This window comes from Streptomyces sp. NPDC059443 (assembly GCF_042750105.1).
GTDB lineage: Bacteria > Actinomycetota > Actinomycetes > Streptomycetales > Streptomycetaceae > Streptomyces.
This window is the reverse complement of record NZ_JBHYVM010000006.1, coordinates 244,221-262,016: the sequence shown is the minus strand read 5'-3', so window position 1 is coordinate 262,016 and position 17,796 is coordinate 244,221. Positions and strand designations below refer to the sequence as shown.

Here is a 17,796-nt window from a genome sequence, read left to right as displayed (position 1 = left end):
CAGTTCACCGACGCGCATAGCGAGGACCTCTGCCCATGAGGCCATCACCCTCACCACTCGACCCCAGGTCCGGGGCCCTCCGCCGTCGGAGGGCGTCCACGGCCGCCATGCTCCCCTTGGTTGGAGCCGTCGTCCTGTCCCTCGGGGTCGGGCTGTTAACCGCCCCGAATGCCGTCGCGGCCTCCCCGGCCACGCCCGCGCCCAAGCCCGTACCCACCGCAGAGCAGAAGGACCTGGACGCGGCGCTGGCCTCGGCCAAGGACATGGGCAAGAGGGTGGCCGTCGGTCACCTGACTACGGGGAACTCGCAGACTTTCGCGAACCCGGGCGGGACGCTCACCACCGAGGCCGGCGCCGCTCCGGAACGGGTGCGGCAGGCCGACGGGTCCTGGCGGGCGATCGATACGACGCTGCGTGTGAACGCCGATGGCACGTTGTCCCCGGCCGTCGTGCCCTCCCCGCTCAGCATCTCCGGCGGCGGTACCGGGCCGATGGCCACGATGGCCACGGGCGACGGCAAGAAGCTGGCCTTCAAGGCGCCCTTCGAGCTGCCCAAGCCGAAGCTCGACGGCAATGACGCGCTCTACGAGAACGTCCTGCCCGATCTCGACCTGCGCCTGACGGCCACCCAGCTCGGCGGCTGGAGGCAGGTCCTGATCGTGCGTACGGCCGCGGCCGCTGCCAACCCGGCCTTGAAGAAGATCCGCCTCGGCGTGGAGGCCACCGGGCTGAACACCACCACCGACGCCGCGGGCAACATCACCTTCAAGGACGCCCAGGGCAAGGCCCGCTTCTCCAGCCCCACGTCCTTCATGTGGGACTCGGCGGAGGCCGCGGTCCCCGCCGCTGCCCCAGCTCCGCAGGGCGCGAAGGCGGGCAAGTCGGCGAGCCTGAGCGCGGCCGCAGGCACGGACGCCGCACCGCCCGCCGCCGACCGGCCCGCCGCCTCCAGTGCCGACGGCCCCGGTGGCGGCGCCGCCGTCAAGCCGATTGCCGTCTCGGCGGACTCCACCGGCATCGACCTGACCCCCGACGCCTCCGTGCTCGGCCAGGGCACCGGTCCCTGGTACATCGACCCGGGCGTCAACCCCTCCTTGGACAATGCCAACCAGGCCTGGGCCCAGGTCCAGGAGGCGTATCCCGGCACCAACGAGTTCAACGGAACCTCGGACGGCCAGGACACCCCGGCATCCGGCTACTGCGGCTACTCGTCCTGCGCTCGCAAGGGCCGCGAGCGCGCGTACTTCCAGATCGGGATCAACTCGAACATCTATGGCACCGAGGTTCTCGACGCCCGGCTCTACGCCACCGTCGTCTCCTCCTCCAGCCCCAGTACGGTCACGCCGATGGGGCTCTACCTGAGCTCAAAGGTCCTCTCGAACCCCACGAGCTGGTCCAGTCAGCCGTGCGACAAAGATTCGCTCATGGGCGGTTGCGCGAAGATAGGCAGTTATAACAGTTCGGGCACCGGCGAGATCCAGTACGACGTCACGAACCAGATGAAGAGTGCTGCCGCGCAAGGCTGGTACGCCTTCATCTTCGGCCTCGTGCCGGACAACGAACAAGAAAAGCTCTATCGGCAGCGGTTCAGCAACACCCCGCACATCGTCGTGACGTACGACATCCGTCCCACCGTCGACAACCTTCGCACCAGTCCTACACCCGGCTTCGCCGACACCAATTCCTACTCCGCCTGTCGCACCCCGGGCACGGCCAACGCCTGGGACAATCCGGGCTGGATCGGCTTCAACTCCAGCGTCTCGATGACCGTCGCGACCAACTCGCGCACCGGGCGTCAGCTCCAGACGAACTTCGCCCTCGTGGACGAGGACGACAACAACAGCACCAAGCAGGTCACCACTGGCTGGAACAGCGCCTCCGGCGATGCCAGGGGCTCCTTCTGGGGCCTGGTAGACGGGCACAAGTACTACTGGTTCGCGAACACCCAGGACGACACGCTGTGGAGCGCCGACAGCGAGCGGTGCTACTTCCTCGTCGACCAGACGTCACCGTCTGCGGCCGTGACCTCGACCGACTTCCCAGCGTCCGGCACTACGGGCGGTCACCCCAAGCGCGTGGGTGAGGAGGGCGTCTTCACCCTCGCCGGTGCGGACAACCTTCCGACCAACGGCAGTACCCGCAGCTCCGGCCTGGCCTGCGCCCGCTGGACCACCGACCCGGTCAAGGCAGCATCCGACTGGAACTGCACCGACACCGACCCGCGGATCATCAAGAGCCTGCCCGGCGGCACGACCACCGTGAAGTACACCCCGCAGGCCTGGGGCACCAACTACCTCTACCTGCAGACGCAGGACAACGCGGGCAACATGTCCCAGCCCGTCGCCTACAGCTACTACGTCCCGTCGAACCCGAACAGCCCCGCGCCGATCTTCGGTGACATCAACGGCGACAAGAAGGCCGACGTCGTCCTCGCCGACGCCGCCGGCAACATCCGCCAGATCAACGGCGGCGGCGACCCCGCAGCCTCCCCCGTCGCCCTCGCCCGCTCCAGCGTCAGCGGCAACGGCTGGAACAACATCCAGCTCACCCACCGCGGCAGCCTCGGCAGCAAGAACGTCGACGACCTCCTCGCCCACGAACCCGGCAAGCCCAACCTCTACAACTTCACCAACAGTGGTACAGGACTGGTCGATGGCCAGGCGGCCATCAAGGTGGCCAAGCCCACCGCCTGCGCCACACCCGACTTCACCCCCATCACCTGCTCCACCTACGCCTTGGGCACCGACTGGTCCAAGGTCACCCAGATCGCCGCCTTCGGCTCTGTCACCGGAGACAGCAACCCCGGTGGCGACACCAACCTGCCTCCGACCTCCCTCCTCTTCGTTGAGAACGGCCGCCTCTGGCTCGCCCCGGCCGGCCGCATCAACCAGGTAGATGCCCAGGCGATCCTGCTCTCGGCCAACGACACCCGCTGGGACGGCTACGAGCTGATCGCCCCCGGCCGGGCCCAAGGCACCAACATGCCCACCCTCTGGGCGCGCTCCAGGACGGACGGCACCCTGCACGCCTTCAGCATCACCGGCACCGCCGACGCCCCCGTCCTCACCGGGTTCACCGACCCCGCCGCCGGCCTCATCGCCGGCAAGATCGACCCCACCCGCTACCCCCGCGTCGGCTCCGACGGCGACCTCACCGGTGACGGCATCCCCGACCTCTGGGCCGTCGACACCACCCAGCAGCTCGTCTCCTTCAACGGCGTGGGCACCGCCCCCAACGGCACCACCGTCCTCTACCCCACCGTCACCGGCATCGATCAGACCCCGACCCGCCAGGGCAACCTCAACACCCCCACCGCCCAGTGGACGCTGACCGGCCAGACCGGCAGCACCACCCCCAGCGCCGGCGGCAACAAGTACCCGGCCACGGTCGCCGGCATCACCTGGCCCACCGAATCCATCGAAGGCCGGAGCGCGTCGTACGCGGCGTTCAACGGCGCTCAGGAGACGATCACCGCCAGCGGCCCCGTCGTCGACACCCGCAAGAGCTTCACCATCACCACCTGGGCCAAGGCCGGCCCGAACGGCGGGCTGATCGCCAGCCAGGACAACACCCGCAACAGCGCCTTCACCCTCTACGCCTCCGCGGCCACCCACACGTGGCGGTTCGCGCTGGCCAAGGGCGACACGGACGGCTGGCAGTACGACTGGTCCGACAGCGCCAATGAAGCGGCCCGGTTCACTCCCAACACCTGGACCCGTCTGACGGCCGTCTACAACGCCGACACCGGCCTGATGAACCTCTACGTCAACGGCGTCCTCGGCGCCAGCGGCAACCACGCGGCCACCACCGGCGTGGCTCCCAGCGGCCCGCTCGTCCTCGGCCGGTACAAGGTCAACGGACAGCCGGACTACTTCGGCACCTTCGTCGGCGGCATCAGCAACTTCGCCGTCTACCCCTACGCCGCGGCCCCCACCGCCCCCGAGGCGGCCGCCACCAAGGTGTCGCTCGCAACCGCCCCGGGCTCCTGCATGGACAACGACAACGAGCTGCCCGTAGACAACAACAAGATCCAAATCTGGACCTGCAACGCGACCTCCGCCCAGCAGTTCGAGGTGCGGGCCGACGGCACCCTCCGCGTCCAGGGGATGTGCCTGGACGCGACCAACGCGGGTACCGCCAACGGCACCCCGCTCCAGATCTTCACCTGCCACAACCACCCGGCGCAGCAGTTCCTGCCCCGCGCCGACGGTTCGATCTACAACCCGGCCTCCGGCCGCTGCGTGGACCTCAACGACTTCGACACGACCCCGGGTCGCCAGCTCCAGCTCTGGGACTGCAACCGGACCGACGCGCAGCTCTGGTCCATCAGCTCCCTGGCCACCGCGCCGCTGCCCGTGCCGGGTTTCAACCCGGCTCCCTGACTCAGCGGCACCGGACACCGTGTGACGACGGCCGCCCCCTCCTGCGAAGGAAGGGGCGGCCGTCGCCGTTTGTCGTTGCGGGCGGGTCAGTGCGGCAGCGTTGCCGGGGAGCCGCCGTTCGCTTCGTAGCCCGCCACCGCCAGCGCGCGGTAGACCGCGTACGAGGCCGCCGGGTCGGGGTCGGCCGACCAGGGGAGGGCGCCCACGTAGCCGTCCACGTGGCGGACCTGCTCCATCGCCTCCGCCCAGCGTTCGCCGCCGACGAGGAAGAGGAGGAGCAGGTGGCGTACGTGCGCCAGCATCGGGTCGTCGGGGCGCGCGCTGTGGACCGCGTACAGCGCGCCCTCCACCGCCCGGGTCACGGCCGCGCTCTGGTGGAAGCTGCGGATCAGGACCACGTCGGGGATGTGCTCGTAGAGGGCGAAGAGGGGCAGCGCCGCCAGCAGGGAGCCCTGCGGGGCGCGGGCCGCCGCGTAGTGGGTGAAGGCGTCGGCCTTCTCGCGGGAGCCGTGCCACTTCTCGCACCAGTAGTTCAGCGCGGCCAGATGCGCGCCCATGTGCTGCGGCGCCCGGTCGATGATCTTCGCCCACAGGGCGTCGTACTCGGGCTCCGAGTAGTGCATCACCCGGGCGACCGCCAGCTCGATGATGTACGGGACCGGGTCGCCCGGGGCCAGCAGCGCGGCCTTGTGACAGGACTCCCGGGCCTCCTCCGCGATGATCCGGACGTCTGCTTCGCTCATGCCCTGCGGACGCCTGAACATCTGCTGTGCCAGCAGCTCAGCGTGCACCTGCGCGCCGCCCGCGTCCTTCGGGGACTCCAGCCGCCACGCCTTCAGCCACTGCGCGCCGGCCCCCGGCTCCTGGGAGAGCTCCAGCGCCGCCGAACCGGCGAAGGCCTGCACGCGCTGCCAGCGCACCTCGCCCTCCTTCGGGGTGCCGGCCAGCAGCTGCGAGGCGGCCTGCCACTGCCCGGTGCTCCGGACGTTGGAGAGGGCGTCCATCAGGTCCTGGTCGGGGCCGGGGATCCGGACGTCGAGCTCCTCCTGGAGGACGAATCCGTAGTCCGCGGGGTCGGCGGCGTCGGGGCTGCCCGGTGCGACCTGGCGCAGGCCGCCCCGCCTGCGCCGCATATACGGTCCGAAGGCGGCCAGGATCAGGCACACCGCGATCAGGAACCACAAAATGTCCATGCCCCCAGCGAACCAGACCCACCCGCGCGAACGCCAATACGGGAAGGGGAGAGGAGAGGAGGGGGAGCGGGGGACGAGGCGAGCCGCGCCGGGGGGTGGGCGGGCATTAGCATCGGGCCATGAGCGATGACAGCCACGAGCACCAGAGCTTCGAGACCCGTGCCATCCACGCGGGCAATACGGCGGACCCCCGGACCGGTGCGGTCGTACCCCCGATCTACCAGGTGTCCACGTACAAGCAGGACGGCGTGGGCGGACTGCGCGGCGGCTACGAGTACAGCCGCAGCGGCAACCCGACCCGCAGCGCCCTGGAGGAGAACCTCGCGGCGCTGGAGGGCGGCCGGCGCGGCCTCGCCTTCGCGTCCGGGCTCGCCGCCGAGGACTGCCTGCTGCGCACGCTGCTCTCCCCGGGCGACCACGTGGTCATCCCGAACGACGCCTACGGCGGCACCTTCCGGCTCTTCGCGAAGGTCGTCTCCCGCTGGGGCGTCGAGTGGTCGGTGGCCGACACCTCCGACCCGGCGTCCGTACGGGCCGCCCTCACCCCGAAGACCAAGGTCATCTGGGTCGAGACCCCCTCCAACCCGCTCCTCGGCATCACCGACATCGCCGTGGTCGCCGACATCGCGCGGACGGCCGGCGCCAAGCTGGTCGTGGACAACACCTTCGCGTCCCCCTACCTCCAGCAGCCCCTCGCGCTCGGCGCGGACGTGGTCGTGCACTCGCTGACCAAGTACATGGGCGGTCACTCCGACGTCGTGGGCGGCGCGCTCGTCGCCGCCGACGAGGCGCTGGGCGAGGAACTGGCCTACCACCAGAACGCGATGGGCGCCGTGGCCGGGCCCTTCGACTCGTGGATCGTGCTGCGCGGCATCAAGACGCTGGCCGTGCGCATGGACCGGCACGCGGAGAACGCGGGCAAGGTCGTCGAGCTGCTGACCCGCCACCCCAAGGTCCACAAGGTCCTCTACCCGGGCCTGCCCGAGCACCCGGGCCACGAGGTCGCCGCCAAGCAGATGCGCAACTTCGGCGGCATGATCTCCTTCCAGGTCACCGGTGGCGAGGAGGAGGCGGTCGCGCTCTGCGCCCGCACCAAGATCTTCACCCTGGCCGAGTCCCTCGGCGGCGTCGAGTCCCTCATCGAGCACCCGGGCCGCATGACCCACGCCTCGGTGGCCGGCTCGGCCCTGGAGGTCCCGGCGGACCTGGTCCGGCTGTCGGTCGGCATCGAGAACGCGGACGACCTGGTGGCGGACCTGACGCAGGCGCTCGGCTGACCACCCGCTGAACCCTCACTCCGTCTCCGCCTCCGCTGCCGCCGCGCACCGGGGGCGGAGCCGTCTGCCGGGGCTGCGAGCTGCCGGGGCGGCGGGCCACCGGGGCGGCGGGCTACCAGGGTGGCGAGACCTCGCTCGACGGCGTCGTCCAGGTCCAGGCGTGCGTCAGCGAAGCCCAGACCACGAAGGCCACCACCACCGCGATCAGCAGCGCCCAGCCGATCCGGCGCCGGACCTGGCGCCGCCGCAGCAGCCGGTCCCCGCGCGCGGCGGCGCCCGACGCGAGATCGGCTGGCACCGTCGGGTACGGACCCTCCAGCATCCGCCTGACCTGGACTTCCTTGGGATCCGGGCGGCTCACGCGGCACCTGCCGCGGCCACGCCGGGACCCTTGCGCAGCCGGGACACGGCCCGTGCGCAGAGCGCCCGTACTCGCTCGGGCGGCAGCCCCAGCTGCGCCGCCGTGACCTCCTCCGCGACCCCCTCGTAGAGCCGCAGGACCAGTACGAGCCGCTCCAGCGGGCTCAGCCGGGCGAGCACCCCGCTGCCGCCGTGGTGGCGGCGGCCGGTGCGGGCGAAGGCGGCGCACAGTTCCTGGCGGGTGTAGTCGTACGGGTCGTCCCCGCGCAGGCTGCGCCAGTTGGCGTACGTACGGGCCAGCGCGCCGCCGAGGAGTCCGCGCGCGGCGGGCGCGTCGGCCGCGCCGGACGGGCCGGCGCCGGACGGGCCCGGGTCGGACTCCGCCGTGAGCAGGATCGCGACGCGCAGGAGCCGCCCCGCCGCACCCGCGACGAAGGCTTCGAACTCTGCGTAGGGGCCCGGCCCGTGGTCCACAATCCACATAGTGCGGCCAGCGGGACCACCCCGGTCAAGGGGTCGGGGCCACTTGGATCAGGAGGCGGGTCCGGCGGCGGAAGCGGGGTCGGCGGCCGCGTCGGGGCCCGCCTCGGAACCGGCCGACATCAGCTCGGACAGCGAGACGTTGAAGCGGGTCAGCAGAGCGGTGAACGACTCGCGCTCCGCCTCGTCCCAGCCGTCCGTCACCCGGGCCATCAGCTCGCGCCGGGAGGAGCGGACCTCCTCCAGCCGCGCCAGCCCGCGCGGGGACAGCGCGAGCACCACGGCCCGCCCGTCCTCGGGGTGCGAGGTCCGCTTCACCAGGCCGCTGTCGACGAGGGGCGCGACCTGGCGGGTGACGGTGGAGGAGTCGATGCCCATGCCGCCGGCGAGCGCCTTGACGCCCATCGGGCCTTCCAGGTCGAGCCGGTTCAGCAGCAGGTACGCCGCCCGGTCCATGGAGTTGCGGGCCTGGCCGACCCCGCCCAGGCGGGTCTGCTCGGCGCGCCGGGCGAAAACCGCCACCTGGTGCTGGAGCGCGTCGAGGAGACCGGCTTCGGCGGGCGCGCCGGCCGGCGCGGGCAGGTCGGAACTGGCCGAGGTGGAGGGCATGGCCGTGGGCTCTCTTCGCTGGGGCCTACAAGGATGGGGGACAGAGTACGCGGCCGTGGGGCGGCTCGTACTGCGCGTACAAGAACTGATACGGCCGCCGTGAAACGGCGCTCGCGGGCCGTCCCGCATGGCGGGATTTCACCCCTCCGGGGGCCGAGGGCCCGTCGTCCGTGCCCGCTTCCGGGCACGGCGCCCGGCCCGGCCCCCGCACCCGAGGGGCCCGAAGCCGCGCCGCGCCGCGCAGCGGACCGGCTGAGAGACTGGCCGCATGAACTACCGCGTGCCGCAGCCCGTCCCGCAGGTCATCCTCGACGACATCAGGGGGGCCCAGAAGATGCTCTCCGGCGTCTCCAGGGTGACCGCGATGGAGGGCAGCCGGTACCTCTCGTCGCTCACCGGATCCCCGGTCCACCTCAAGTGCGAGAACCTCCAGCGCACCGGCTCCTTCAAGCTGCGCGGCGCCTACGTCCGCATCGCGGGCCTGCGCCCCGAGCAGCGCGCCGCCGGAGTGGTCGCCGCCAGCGCCGGGAACCACGCGCAGGGCGTGGCCCTGGCCTCCTCCCTGCTCGGGGTCCGCTCGACGGTGTTCATGCCGGTCGGCGCGCCGCTGCCGAAGGTGGCGGCGACCCAGGACTACGGCGCCGAAGTGCGCTTGCACGGGCAGGTGGTGGACGAGACCCTCGCGGCCGCCCAGGACTACGCGGACCGCACGGGGGCGGTGTTCATCCACCCCTTCGACCACCACGACATCATCGCCGGTCAGGGCACGGTCGGCCTGGAGATCCTGGAGCAGTGCCCGGAGGTGCGCACCATCCTGGTCGGGATCGGCGGCGGCGGGCTGGCGGCCGGTGTGGCGGTCGCGGTCAAGGCGCTGCGGCCGGACGTCCGGGTGGTCGGGGTCCAGGCGGCCGGTGCGGCCGCCTACCCGCCCTCGCTGAAGGTCGGACACCCGGTGTCGATCGAGAACCCGAACACGATGGCGGACGGCATCAAGGTGGGGCGCCCCGGCGACGTCCCCTTCAAAATCATCGGCGAACTCCTCGACGACGTGCGTACGGTGTCGGAGGACGCGCTCTCCAGCGCCCTGCTGCTCTGCCTGGAGCGGGCGAAGCTGGTGGTCGAGCCGGCCGGGTGCAGCCCGGTGGCCGCGCTGCTGAGCGAGCCCGAACTGTACGGGGACGGCCCGGTCGTGGCCGTCCTGTCGGGCGGGAACATCGACCCGCTGCTCCTCCAGCGGATCCTGCGCCACGGCATGGCGGCGGCCGGCCGCTACCTGTCGCTGCGGCTGCGCGTGACCGACCGTCCGGGGGCGCTGGCCGGTCTGCTGGGGGTGTTGTCAGTGGTGGATGCGAACGTGTTGGACGTGAGCCACGTACGGACCGACCCGCGGCTCGGGCTCACGGAGGTCGAGGTGGAGCTGCACCTGGAGACGAAGGGCCCGAAGCACTGTGCGGAGGTCGCGCGTTCGCTGCACAGCGCGGGGTACAAGGTCATGAGCTGATGCGCCACCGGCGCGGCATCCCGCACCCGTAGCGCAAACGCGATATGACGCGATAGCCTTCACCCGATGGGTGGCGGTTGGGCGAGGCATGCCCGTCGCCCCTAAGATTTGCGTAGGAATGTACGATTCTGCCGGCCCCATTCGCACTGGGAGCATTCATATGCCAGGCGCTATCTACGCCGAAGGTCTGGTCAAGACCTTCGGCGACGTACGGGCTCTGGACGGCGTGGACCTGGACGTCCCCGAAGGCACCGTCCTGGGTCTGCTCGGCCCGAACGGAGCGGGCAAGACCACGACCGTGCGCGTCCTGACCACACTCCTCCAGCCCGACAGCGGCAAAGCGGTCGTCGCGGGCATCGACGTACTCAAGCACCCCAACGAAGTGCGGCGCGCGATAGGCCTGTCGGGCCAGTTCGCGGCCGTAGACGAATACCTGACCGGCCGTGAGAACCTCCAAATGGTCGGCCAGCTCTACCAGATGAGCGCCAAGGCGGCCAAGGCCCGCGCCGCCGAACTGCTGGAGCGGTTCAACCTCGGCGACGCCGCCGACCGCACGGCCAAGACGTACTCCGGCGGCATGCGCCGCCGCCTCGACCTCGCGGCGGCCCTCGTCGTCAGCCCGCCCGTGATGTTCATGGACGAGCCCACCACCGGCCTCGACCCCCGCAACCGGCAGGCGCTGTGGGCGATCATCCAGGAGCTCGTCGCCGGCGGCACCACCCTGCTGCTCACCACGCAGTACCTGGAGGAGGCCGACCACCTCGCGCACGACATCTGCGTGGTCGACCACGGCAAGGTCATCGCGCGCGGCACCTCTGACCAGCTCAAGGCCCAGACGGGCGGCGAGCGCGTCGAGGTGGTCGTGCACGAGCGCGAGCACATATCCACCGCCCGCGAGGTCCTCGCCGGTTTCGGCAAGGGCGAGACCACCGTCGAGGAGCACACCCGCAAGCTGACCGTGCCGGTCTCCGGCGGCGCCAAGCTGCTCGCCGAGGTCATCCGCGAGCTCGACGGGCGCGGCATCGAGATCGACGACATCGGCCTGCGCCGTCCCACCCTGGACGACGTGTTCATCTCCCTGACCGGCCACGCCGCGGAGCTCGCGGACGCCGACGCGCAGGACGGCGAGGCACCCGCCGAAGCCAAGGGCGGCCGCAAGGCCCGTAAGGCGAGCAAGGAGGCGGTGAAATGACCCTCACCTCCACGACCCCGGAGCTGGTGGCGCCCCGCCCGCGCGGCGGGATCGTCCAGGGAGTCAAGGACTCCCTGGTCATGGCCAAGCGGAACCTGATCCGCATGTCCCGCATCCCCGAGATGATCATCTTCGGCGTGATCCAGCCGGTGATGTTCGTCGTCCTGTTCAGCTACGTCTTCGGCGGCTCGATAGCCGTCGGCGGCAACACCTCGCCCGCCGCCTACCGCGAGTTCCTGATGGCGGGCATCTTCGCCCAGACCGTCACCTTCGCCACGGCCGGCGCGGGCGCGGGCATCGCGGACGACATGCACAAGGGCCTCATCGACCGCTTCCGCTCCCTGCCCATGGCCCGCGGCGCGGTCCTGACCGGCCGCACCCTCGCCGACCTCGTCCAGACCACCCTCACGCTCGTCGTCCTGGCGATCGTGGCGCTGATCGTCGGCTGGCGCACCCACACCAACATCGGCGAGGTCCTGGGCGGCTTCGCGCTGCTGCTCCTGCTCGGGTACGCGTTCTCCTGGATCGGCGCCCTGATCGGCCTGTCGGTGCGCACCCCGGAGGCGGCCACCTCGGGCGGGCTGATCTGGCTCTTCCCGCTGACGTTCATCTCGAACGCCTTCGTCCCCTCCCAGAACATGCCGGGCTTCCTGCGGCACATCGCGGAGTGGAACCCCTTCAGCGCCACCGTCCAGGCGGCCCGCCAGCTCTTCGGCAACCTGCCCGACGGCTATCCGGTCCCCGAGGCCTGGCCCATGCAGCACCCGGTCCTCGCGTCGGTCCTCTGGTCCGTGCTGATCATCGTGGTCTTCCGGACCCTGGCGGTGCGCAAGTACCGCTCGGCGACGGCCTGAGCGGCCGGGCGCCGCACCGGAGGCCGCGTACCGCACGCCGGTGAAAGCACTTCGCCCCGCCGAGCAACTGCTCGGCGGGGCGATTTTCGCGATTTTCGCAAGGAGGGTGATCAGCCGGTGAAGGGCTTGACGTCAAGGATCTTGACCGAGGCCTGCTTGCCGTTGGGCAGCTCGTACTGGGCGTCCTCGCCGATCTTCTTGCCCATCACGCCGGTGCCCAGCGGGGACTGCGGGGAGTAGGTCTCGAAGTCCGAGGACGCGTACTCGCGCGAGGCCAGCAGGAACTCCATGGTGTCGTCCTCGTCGCCGTCGAAAGCGATCTTGACGAGCGTGCCGGGAGCCACCACACCCTCCGAGGCGGGGGCGGTGCCGACCTTGGCCTTCTCCAGGAGCTGCGTGAGCTGGCGGATGCGCAGCTCCTGCTTGCCCTGCTCCTCCTTGGCCGCGTGGTAACCGCCGTTCTCGCGGAGGTCGCCCTCCTCGCGGGCGGCAGCGATCTTGATCGTGATCTCCGTGCGTGCGGGACCAGAGAGGTACTCCAGCTCTGCCGTCAGCTGGTCGTACGCCGCCTGGGTCAGCCAGGTGACGCTCTCGCTCGTCTGGGTCACGGGTGCTCCTCGTCGGTACAGGGGACTACAAAGCCGCCAGCGGCGGACGAAACCACGAGCCTAACAATTCGGGAAGAAAAGGGGGAGGACACCAAGCGTGTGAAGTGCGTCAGGGCCTCTTGCGAGCCTCCCGGCGAGCCGGGACGAAGCCGGACGCAACCGGAAGGAACCGTTCCATTATCCGGCGTGTTGCCGCGCCGGGCCAGGATCAGTTCGCGGTGCCCGCGGCCCGGCAGCCGATCAGCTCGATCATCGTGGCGCGGCCGGTGGTCTTCAGCGTCACCATCTCGTCCACGCGCTTGTCCTTCTGCGCGAAGGTGAAGTCGGCCCGGCCCACCTCGCCGTGGTCCACGTCCTGCGAGCTCAGCGTGCACACCCCGGTGACGGAGGCGTCCTTGCGCACCTCAAGGTGCACCTCGACCGAGTTGTCGGAGATCACCTTGTACTTGATCACCTCGGCGCTGACGCTCTGACCGGCGACGTAGTCCCAGCCGATCCAGCCGACCACACCGAGCAGCCCGACCCCGAGGAGGGACCCCACGATCTTGAGCTTCCGGTCCGCACGCTCGTCCGCCGACCGGCCGTAACGGCCCTCGGGCAGTCCTTCGCGCACCGCGCTCATCGATCGGTCCTTTCGAGACGGGCGAACACCGGAAATCCCGGGGCGACCCCCCGGAATTTTTCCACCCCCCGATTCGGTCACTATAGAAGCCGCCCATGCTGACGAATCACAGAGGATCCTGTCTTGACCGAGCAGCTTCGACTGATGGCCGTCCACGCCCACCCCGACGACGAGTCGAGCAAGGGCGCGGCCACCATGGCCAAGTACGTGTCCGAGGGGGTGTCCGTCCTGGTGGTGACCTGCACCGGCGGTGAGCGTGGCTCCGTCCTCAATCCCAAGCTCCAGGGCGACAAGTACATCGAGGAGAACATCCACGAGGTCCGCGCCAAGGAGATGGACGAGGCCCGCGAGATCCTCGGCGTCGACCAGGAATGGCTGGGTTACGTCGACTCCGGGCTGCCCGAGGGCGACCCGCTGCCGCCGCTGCCCGACGGCTGCTTCGCGCTGGCGGACGTGGACGAGGCCGCCGGCGGGCTGGTGAAGAAGATCCGCGCCTTCCGGCCGCACGTCGTCACCACGTACGACGAGAACGGCGGCTACCCGCACCCCGACCACATCATGACCCACCAGATCTCCATGGTGGCCTTCGAGCACGCCTCCGACACCGAGAAGTACCCGGAGGCCGAGTTCGGACCGGCCTACCAGCCGCAGAAGCTCTACTACAACCAGGGCTTCAACAAGCCGCGCACCATCGCCCTGCACGAGGCGCTGCTCTCGCGCGGCATGGAATCCCCCTACGGGGAGTGGCTGGAGCGGTGGAAGGAGTTCGAGCGCAAGGAGCGGACCCTGACCACCCACGTGCCCTGCGCCGACTTCTTCGAGATCCGCGACAAGGCGCTCATCGCGCACGCGACGCAGATCGACCCGGACGGCGGCTGGTTCCGCGTGCCGATGGAGATCCAGAAGGAGGTCTGGCCGACGGAGGAGTACGAGCTGGCGAAGTCGCTCGTGGACACTTCCCTCCCCGAGTCCGACCTCTTCGCCGGCATCCGGGAGAATGCGTAGCTATGAGCGCTACGCAGGCAGCAATCGCCCAGCTCCTTCCGCTGGCGGGAGACACCTTCGACAAGAACAAGGTGACCCCCGGAATCCTGGGCTTCATCGTGTTCGCGGCCCTCGCCATCGGGGTGTGGGGCCTGATGAAGTCGATGAGCCGGCACATGGGCCGGGTCAACTTCGAGGAAGCCCCGGAGCCCGCCCCGGCGGACGGCACGCGCGCCCCGTAAGGGCCGCCGCAGAGGCCGCCCGGGTCCTTCGCGCGGACCTTCGCGAGACCGCCGCCCCACCCGTGAACCGGTGGGGCGGCGGGCCTTCGCGCGCGTCCTCGGCGCCCCCTACTCGGCGGGCAGCGGCACCGGGATCCCCATGATTTCCCGCGAGTGCAGATTCGGCACCAGCGACAGCCGCCACGCCTGCCAGCCCTCCGCCGGGTCGACGCCGCGCGCCAGGATCACCGCGTAGGTCTCCAGGCAGTCCTCCAGCCGCCCGTCCCGCATCGGGTGCGGGGCCGCCGAGAGACGGGCCAGCTCCGTGCGCGCCTCGTCGGGAGCCCCCGGGAGCGCGTACGGCAGGAGCGTGCAGCGCAGGAAGCGCGCCCAGTCCTCCCCGCGCCGGTCCCCGTAGGAGATGAACAGCCGGACGGCCTCCTCGCACAGGCCCAGCGCCTGCGCGGTCCGCCCGTTGCCCGCGTCCACGACCGCCAGCTCCAGGCAGGTCCACGCCTCGCCGTGCGCCAGCCCGATCCGCCGGAAGTCCGCCCGGGCGTCCACCAGCAGCTGGCGGGCGAAGCCGGAGTTGCGCAGGTTGCCCGTCTGCGCCGCCCGCTGGTCGCGCGTGACCCGGCCCGAGTGGTGGCGGGCGTGCGCCAGCCCGTACACGTCGCGCATCCGGGAGAACATCGTGCGGGCCCGTTCCAGCTCCCGCACCGCCCGGTCGCGCTCCCCGGCCTCCTCCAGCGCCTGCCCGAGGTAGTACAGGGTCCACGCCTCGCCGCGCGCGTCCTCCGACTCCCGGTGGCGGGCCAGCGCGTCGCGCAGCCGCTCCAGAGCCGGCCCCGGATCCCCGTCCACCACCCGGGCCCGGCCCAGCTGGGTCAGCGCCCAGGCCTGGCCACGGTCGTCGCGCGTGCGCCCGTACAGCTCCAGCGCCAGGCGCAGCTCCTCCTCCGCGCGCGGCACCTGGCCCAGGCGCAGGTAGACCTGGCCGAGCTGGAAGTGCGCCCAGGCCTCGCCGTGCACGCTCTCGCTCTTGCGGTGCAGCACGAGGGACTCGCGCAGCAGCCGCAAGGCTTCCACGAGGTGCGCGCGGTCGCGCTCCACGGCGCCGAGCGCGTGCAGCCCCCACGCGCGGTCGCCCGCGAGCTCCTCCGGGGCCTGGAGGACCAGGGCCTCGCGGATGCGCGCCGAGGCCTCCGGGAGGTTGCCCTGGTGGTGCAGGGTGATGCCCAGCGAGACCAGGGCCATGCCCGCGCCGGCCTCCTGGTGCGCCTCCATGTACTGGTCGACCAGCGAGGTCAGGGTGGTGCGTGACTTGTCGAGCTCACCGAGCTGGCGCGCCGCGATACCGGTACGCCACTGCACCGAGCGCACCAGCAGCCCCTGGTCGACGGCCTGGGTCAGCTCGTTGATCTCGCCGAGCCGGTACAGGTCCCCGCGCAGCAGGCAGAAGTCGCAGAGCGCTCCCAGCAGGTCCAGTACCGCCTGCTGGTCCACGCCCTCGGAGTGGCGCAGGGCCGCCGTGATGAAGCTGGACTCGTCGTCCAGCCAGCGCAGCGCCGCGTCGAGGGAGGCGAAGCCGTGGCCGCCGACCGTGCTCGTCTTCGACAGGGCGTTGGCGCGCGTGGACATCTTTCCGTCGACCATCCGGATCACCGAGTCGGCGAGCTGCGCGTACGTGCGGATCAGCCGCTCGTGCGCCGCCGCGGCCGCGGCCCGGTCCTCGTCGGCCGCCAGCCGCGCCGCCGCGTAGGCCCGCACCGCGTCGTGCATCCGGAACCGGTCCCCGCGCACGTGGTCCAGCAGGCCCGCCCGCGCCAGCTCGCGCAGCAGCCGCCCGGCCTCCACCTGCTCCGCGTCGATCAGCGCCGCCGCGGCCGCCGCCCCGAGCGAGGCCCGGCCGGCCAGGGTGAGGCGGCGCAGCAGGCGGCGCCGCTCCTCGGGCAGGGCGGCGTAGGCGAGGTCGAGGGCGGAGTCCAGGGACCCGCCGAACCCGTCCCCGGCCCCGGTCCCGGGCGCGTCCCGGCCGCTCCACGCCTCCCCGAGGGAGGCCAGTACGCGCAGCGCGAGCGGCAGCCCGGCGCCGAGCGCGAGCAGCTCCCGTACGGTCTCCTCCCCGTACGGGGCTTCGCCCGCGCCCGCCCGGACCAGCTCCGCGCCGGCCTCCTCCGCGAGCCGGGTCACCGGCACCTGGTGCACCCAGGCCGCCAGGTCCGCCGGCAGCTCCAGCGGCTCCCGCGCCGTGACCAGGACCAGGCTCTCGGAGCGTTCGGGCACGAGCATCCGTACCTGCGCGGCGTCGACGGCATCGTCCAGGACCACCGTCACCGGGGTGCCCTGGAGGTGCTGGTGGTACAACTCGCCGAGCCTGCGCACCTGTTGCTCCGCCGAAGAACCCTCGCGGAAGAGCAGCTGCTCGCGGGGGGCGCCGAGCCGGTTCATCAGGTGGAGCAGCGCCTCACGGGTGGGCAACGGGGCCTCGGTGGCCCCGCCGCCGCGCAGGTCCACCACGCACGCGCCCTTGAACTGGTCCCGCAGCGCGTGCGCCGCGTGCAGCGCCAGCGTGGTGCGGCCCACCCCGGGCTCGCCGTGCAGCACCACGACCACCGGCCGGGTCTCGGTGCTGGCGCGGGCGGTGCGCACCCACTGCCCGATCCGCTCCAGCTCCGCCTTGCGGCCCACGAACGCCCCTTCGAGCTGCGGGAGTTGGCCGAAGGACTGCTCCAGCATCGCCCGCCGCCGGGCCTCGGCGCTGCGGTTGGCCCCGCGCAGCTGGAGGCCGTTGCCGTTGCCGTTCCCGTTCACCTTGTGGGGGGTGTGGGCGGCGCCCTGGGTCACCTTGCGCTGCTGCTCCAGGAAGGGGCGTATCCCGCGCACCTCCAGCGCCGACAGCCACTGGAGTTTCAACTGCTCCGCCCCGCCGGGCCGCCCTAGCTCCCCGGCGCGCCGGTTCGCGGCGGGCAGGTGCAGGGCCGTCACCTTGGCCACGGTGGCCGTCGCCCCGGCCACGCCGACGACGGCCCCGGCGGTCAGCGCGGTGCCGGCGGCCACGCCGAAGGCCAGGTCCGCTCCGATGGCCGAGGCGGCGGCAACGGCCGTCACCAACAGGGCCGTTGACAGATTGGCCCGCCGGAAGGCTTCGCCGAGCGACTCCTCGCCGGCCGCCGCCTCGTCCAGGGCGCGCACGTACGCCTCGTACTCGGGGGCCGCACTCGCCGCGAGCGAGTCCAGCGCCTCCCTGCCGCGCGCGAGCAGCGCCGCCCGGGCCTCGGGAGTCCCGGCCGCCCCGGCGGCCCCCCGCCGGGCCTCGTCGTCCACGGCCCGACCCAGCAGCCGCTCGGCCTCACCGCGATGGCTGTCCCGCATCGGCATCCCCCTCAGAGAGCTCCGGCATGGTGCGCCAAGTGTCCGCCGGGACGGGCGCGAGCGCGAGGGAACTTGAGCTAGTTCAGAGCAAGTTGACCATTCATCAGCCAAGATCGTGCATATATGTACGCCGGGCAC

At 71.5% G+C, this 17,796-nt stretch carries 14 protein-coding genes; 7 read left to right on the top strand and 7 right to left on the bottom strand.

Annotated elements, in window-relative coordinates; genetic code table 11:
• Positions 1–107: 107 nt before the first annotated feature.
• A complete protein-coding gene (locus ACFXDJ_RS08640; RefSeq protein ID WP_384650599.1) occupies positions 108–4,382 on the top strand; it encodes a ricin-type beta-trefoil lectin domain protein in 4,275 nt (1,424 codons plus the stop codon).
• Positions 4,383–4,468: 86 nt separating this feature from the next.
• Here the strand turns inward: ACFXDJ_RS08640 and ACFXDJ_RS08635 are convergent, their stop codons facing one another.
• The gene (locus ACFXDJ_RS08635; protein ID WP_384650601.1) at positions 4,469–5,575 is read right to left on the bottom strand and encodes a hypothetical protein; all 1,107 of its coding nucleotides are present in this window, start codon (positions 5,573–5,575) and stop codon (positions 4,469–4,471) included.
• A 119-nt stretch (positions 5,576–5,694) separates the two neighbouring features.
• On the opposite strand from ACFXDJ_RS08635, the gene ACFXDJ_RS08630 reads away from it, so the two are divergent.
• Positions 5,695–6,852 (top strand): cystathionine gamma-synthase, encoded by a 1,158-nt coding sequence (locus ACFXDJ_RS08630; protein ID WP_384650603.1) that lies wholly within the window; start codon positions 5,695–5,697, stop codon positions 6,850–6,852.
• A gap of 112 nt (positions 6,853–6,964) precedes the next feature.
• On the opposite strand, the gene ACFXDJ_RS08625 is transcribed toward ACFXDJ_RS08630, so the two are convergent.
• The 3 genes from ACFXDJ_RS08625 to ACFXDJ_RS08615 are packed head-to-tail and all read right to left on the bottom strand — an operon-like array spanning position 6,965 to position 8,301.
• Entirely contained in the window at positions 6,965–7,213 is a 249-nt protein-coding gene (locus ACFXDJ_RS08625) for a hypothetical protein (protein ID WP_384650605.1), read from the bottom strand.
• Entirely contained in the window at positions 7,210–7,695 is a 486-nt protein-coding gene (locus ACFXDJ_RS08620) for a sigma factor-like helix-turn-helix DNA-binding protein (RefSeq protein ID WP_384848487.1), read from the bottom strand. The genes ACFXDJ_RS08625 and ACFXDJ_RS08620 overlap by 4 nt, the downstream gene beginning before the upstream one ends.
• 48 nt (positions 7,696–7,743) lie before the next feature.
• Entirely contained in the window at positions 7,744–8,301 is a 558-nt protein-coding gene (locus ACFXDJ_RS08615; protein ID WP_384650609.1) for a MarR family winged helix-turn-helix transcriptional regulator, read from the bottom strand.
• A gap of 268 nt (positions 8,302–8,569) precedes the next feature.
• On the opposite strand from ACFXDJ_RS08615, the gene ilvA reads away from it, so the two are divergent.
• From ilvA to ACFXDJ_RS08600, 3 genes are all read left to right on the top strand, one after another.
• Entirely contained in the window at positions 8,570–9,802 is a 1,233-nt protein-coding gene (gene ilvA / locus ACFXDJ_RS08610; RefSeq protein WP_384650611.1) for a threonine ammonia-lyase, read from the top strand.
• Positions 9,803–9,962: 160 nt separating this feature from the next.
• Positions 9,963–10,994 carry an ATP-binding cassette domain-containing protein gene (locus tag ACFXDJ_RS08605; protein WP_384650612.1) on the top strand — a complete coding sequence of 344 codons (1,032 nt, stop codon included), beginning with the start codon at positions 9,963–9,965 and terminating at the stop codon, positions 10,992–10,994.
• Positions 10,991–11,848, top strand: coding sequence for an ABC transporter permease (locus ACFXDJ_RS08600; RefSeq protein ID WP_384650614.1), 858 nt, complete (start codon positions 10,991–10,993; stop codon positions 11,846–11,848). Before ACFXDJ_RS08605 ends, ACFXDJ_RS08600 begins: the two co-directional genes overlap by 4 nt.
• A gap of 110 nt (positions 11,849–11,958) precedes the next feature.
• Here ACFXDJ_RS08600 and greA read toward each other — a convergent pair whose 3' ends face one another.
• Together greA and ACFXDJ_RS08590 are read right to left on the bottom strand one after the other, a co-directional pair.
• Positions 11,959–12,456 (bottom strand): transcription elongation factor GreA, encoded by a 498-nt coding sequence (greA, locus tag ACFXDJ_RS08595; protein ID WP_330298260.1) that lies wholly within the window; start codon positions 12,454–12,456, stop codon positions 11,959–11,961.
• A 208-nt stretch (positions 12,457–12,664) separates the two neighbouring features.
• Positions 12,665–13,078, bottom strand: a complete 414-nt coding sequence (locus ACFXDJ_RS08590) for a DUF4307 domain-containing protein (protein ID WP_384650617.1) — start codon at positions 13,076–13,078, stop codon at positions 12,665–12,667.
• A 123-nt stretch (positions 13,079–13,201) separates the two neighbouring features.
• Between ACFXDJ_RS08590 and mca the strand changes: the two genes are divergently transcribed.
• Both mca and ACFXDJ_RS08580 read left to right on the top strand, forming a co-directional pair.
• Positions 13,202–14,083, top strand: coding sequence for a mycothiol conjugate amidase Mca (mca, locus tag ACFXDJ_RS08585; RefSeq protein ID WP_384650619.1), 882 nt, complete (start codon positions 13,202–13,204; stop codon positions 14,081–14,083).
• A gap of 2 nt (positions 14,084–14,085) precedes the next feature.
• Positions 14,086–14,304: a hypothetical protein gene (locus tag ACFXDJ_RS08580; RefSeq protein WP_384650621.1), complete on the top strand. Its 219-nt coding sequence runs from the start codon at positions 14,086–14,088 to the stop codon at positions 14,302–14,304.
• Between the two features lie 108 nt (positions 14,305–14,412).
• On the opposite strand, the gene ACFXDJ_RS08575 is transcribed toward ACFXDJ_RS08580, so the two are convergent.
• Positions 14,413–17,658, bottom strand: coding sequence for a tetratricopeptide repeat protein (locus ACFXDJ_RS08575; RefSeq protein ID WP_384650623.1), 3,246 nt, complete (start codon positions 17,656–17,658; stop codon positions 14,413–14,415).
• Positions 17,659–17,796 lie beyond the last annotated feature (138 nt).

Bases quoted from the DNA above. Each gene is read 5' to 3' on its own strand.
- ACFXDJ_RS08580 (WP_384650621.1), top strand. From the start codon at position 14,086: ATGAGCGCTACGCAGGCAGCAATCGCCCAGCTCCTTCCGCTGGCGGGA.
- ACFXDJ_RS08600 (WP_384650614.1), top strand. From the start codon at position 10,991: ATGACCCTCACCTCCACGACCCCGGAGCTGGTGGCGCCCCGCCCGCGC.
- ACFXDJ_RS08630 (WP_384650603.1), top strand. From the start codon at position 5,695: ATGAGCGATGACAGCCACGAGCACCAGAGCTTCGAGACCCGTGCCATC.
- ACFXDJ_RS08635 (WP_384650601.1), bottom strand. From the start codon at position 5,575: ATGGACATTTTGTGGTTCCTGATCGCGGTGTGCCTGATCCTGGCCGCC.
- ACFXDJ_RS08575 (WP_384650623.1), bottom strand. From the start codon at position 17,658: ATGCGGGACAGCCATCGCGGTGAGGCCGAGCGGCTGCTGGGTCGGGCC.
- ACFXDJ_RS08620 (WP_384848487.1), bottom strand. From the start codon at position 7,695: ATGTGGATTGTGGACCACGGGCCGGGCCCCTACGCAGAGTTCGAAGCC.
- ACFXDJ_RS08605 (WP_384650612.1), top strand. From the start codon at position 9,963: ATGCCAGGCGCTATCTACGCCGAAGGTCTGGTCAAGACCTTCGGCGAC.
- ACFXDJ_RS08615 (WP_384650609.1), bottom strand. From the start codon at position 8,301: ATGCCCTCCACCTCGGCCAGTTCCGACCTGCCCGCGCCGGCCGGCGCG.
- ACFXDJ_RS08590 (WP_384650617.1), bottom strand. From the start codon at position 13,078: ATGAGCGCGGTGCGCGAAGGACTGCCCGAGGGCCGTTACGGCCGGTCG.
- ilvA (WP_384650611.1), top strand. From the start codon at position 8,570: ATGAACTACCGCGTGCCGCAGCCCGTCCCGCAGGTCATCCTCGACGAC.
- ACFXDJ_RS08640 (WP_384650599.1), top strand. From the start codon at position 108: ATGCTCCCCTTGGTTGGAGCCGTCGTCCTGTCCCTCGGGGTCGGGCTG.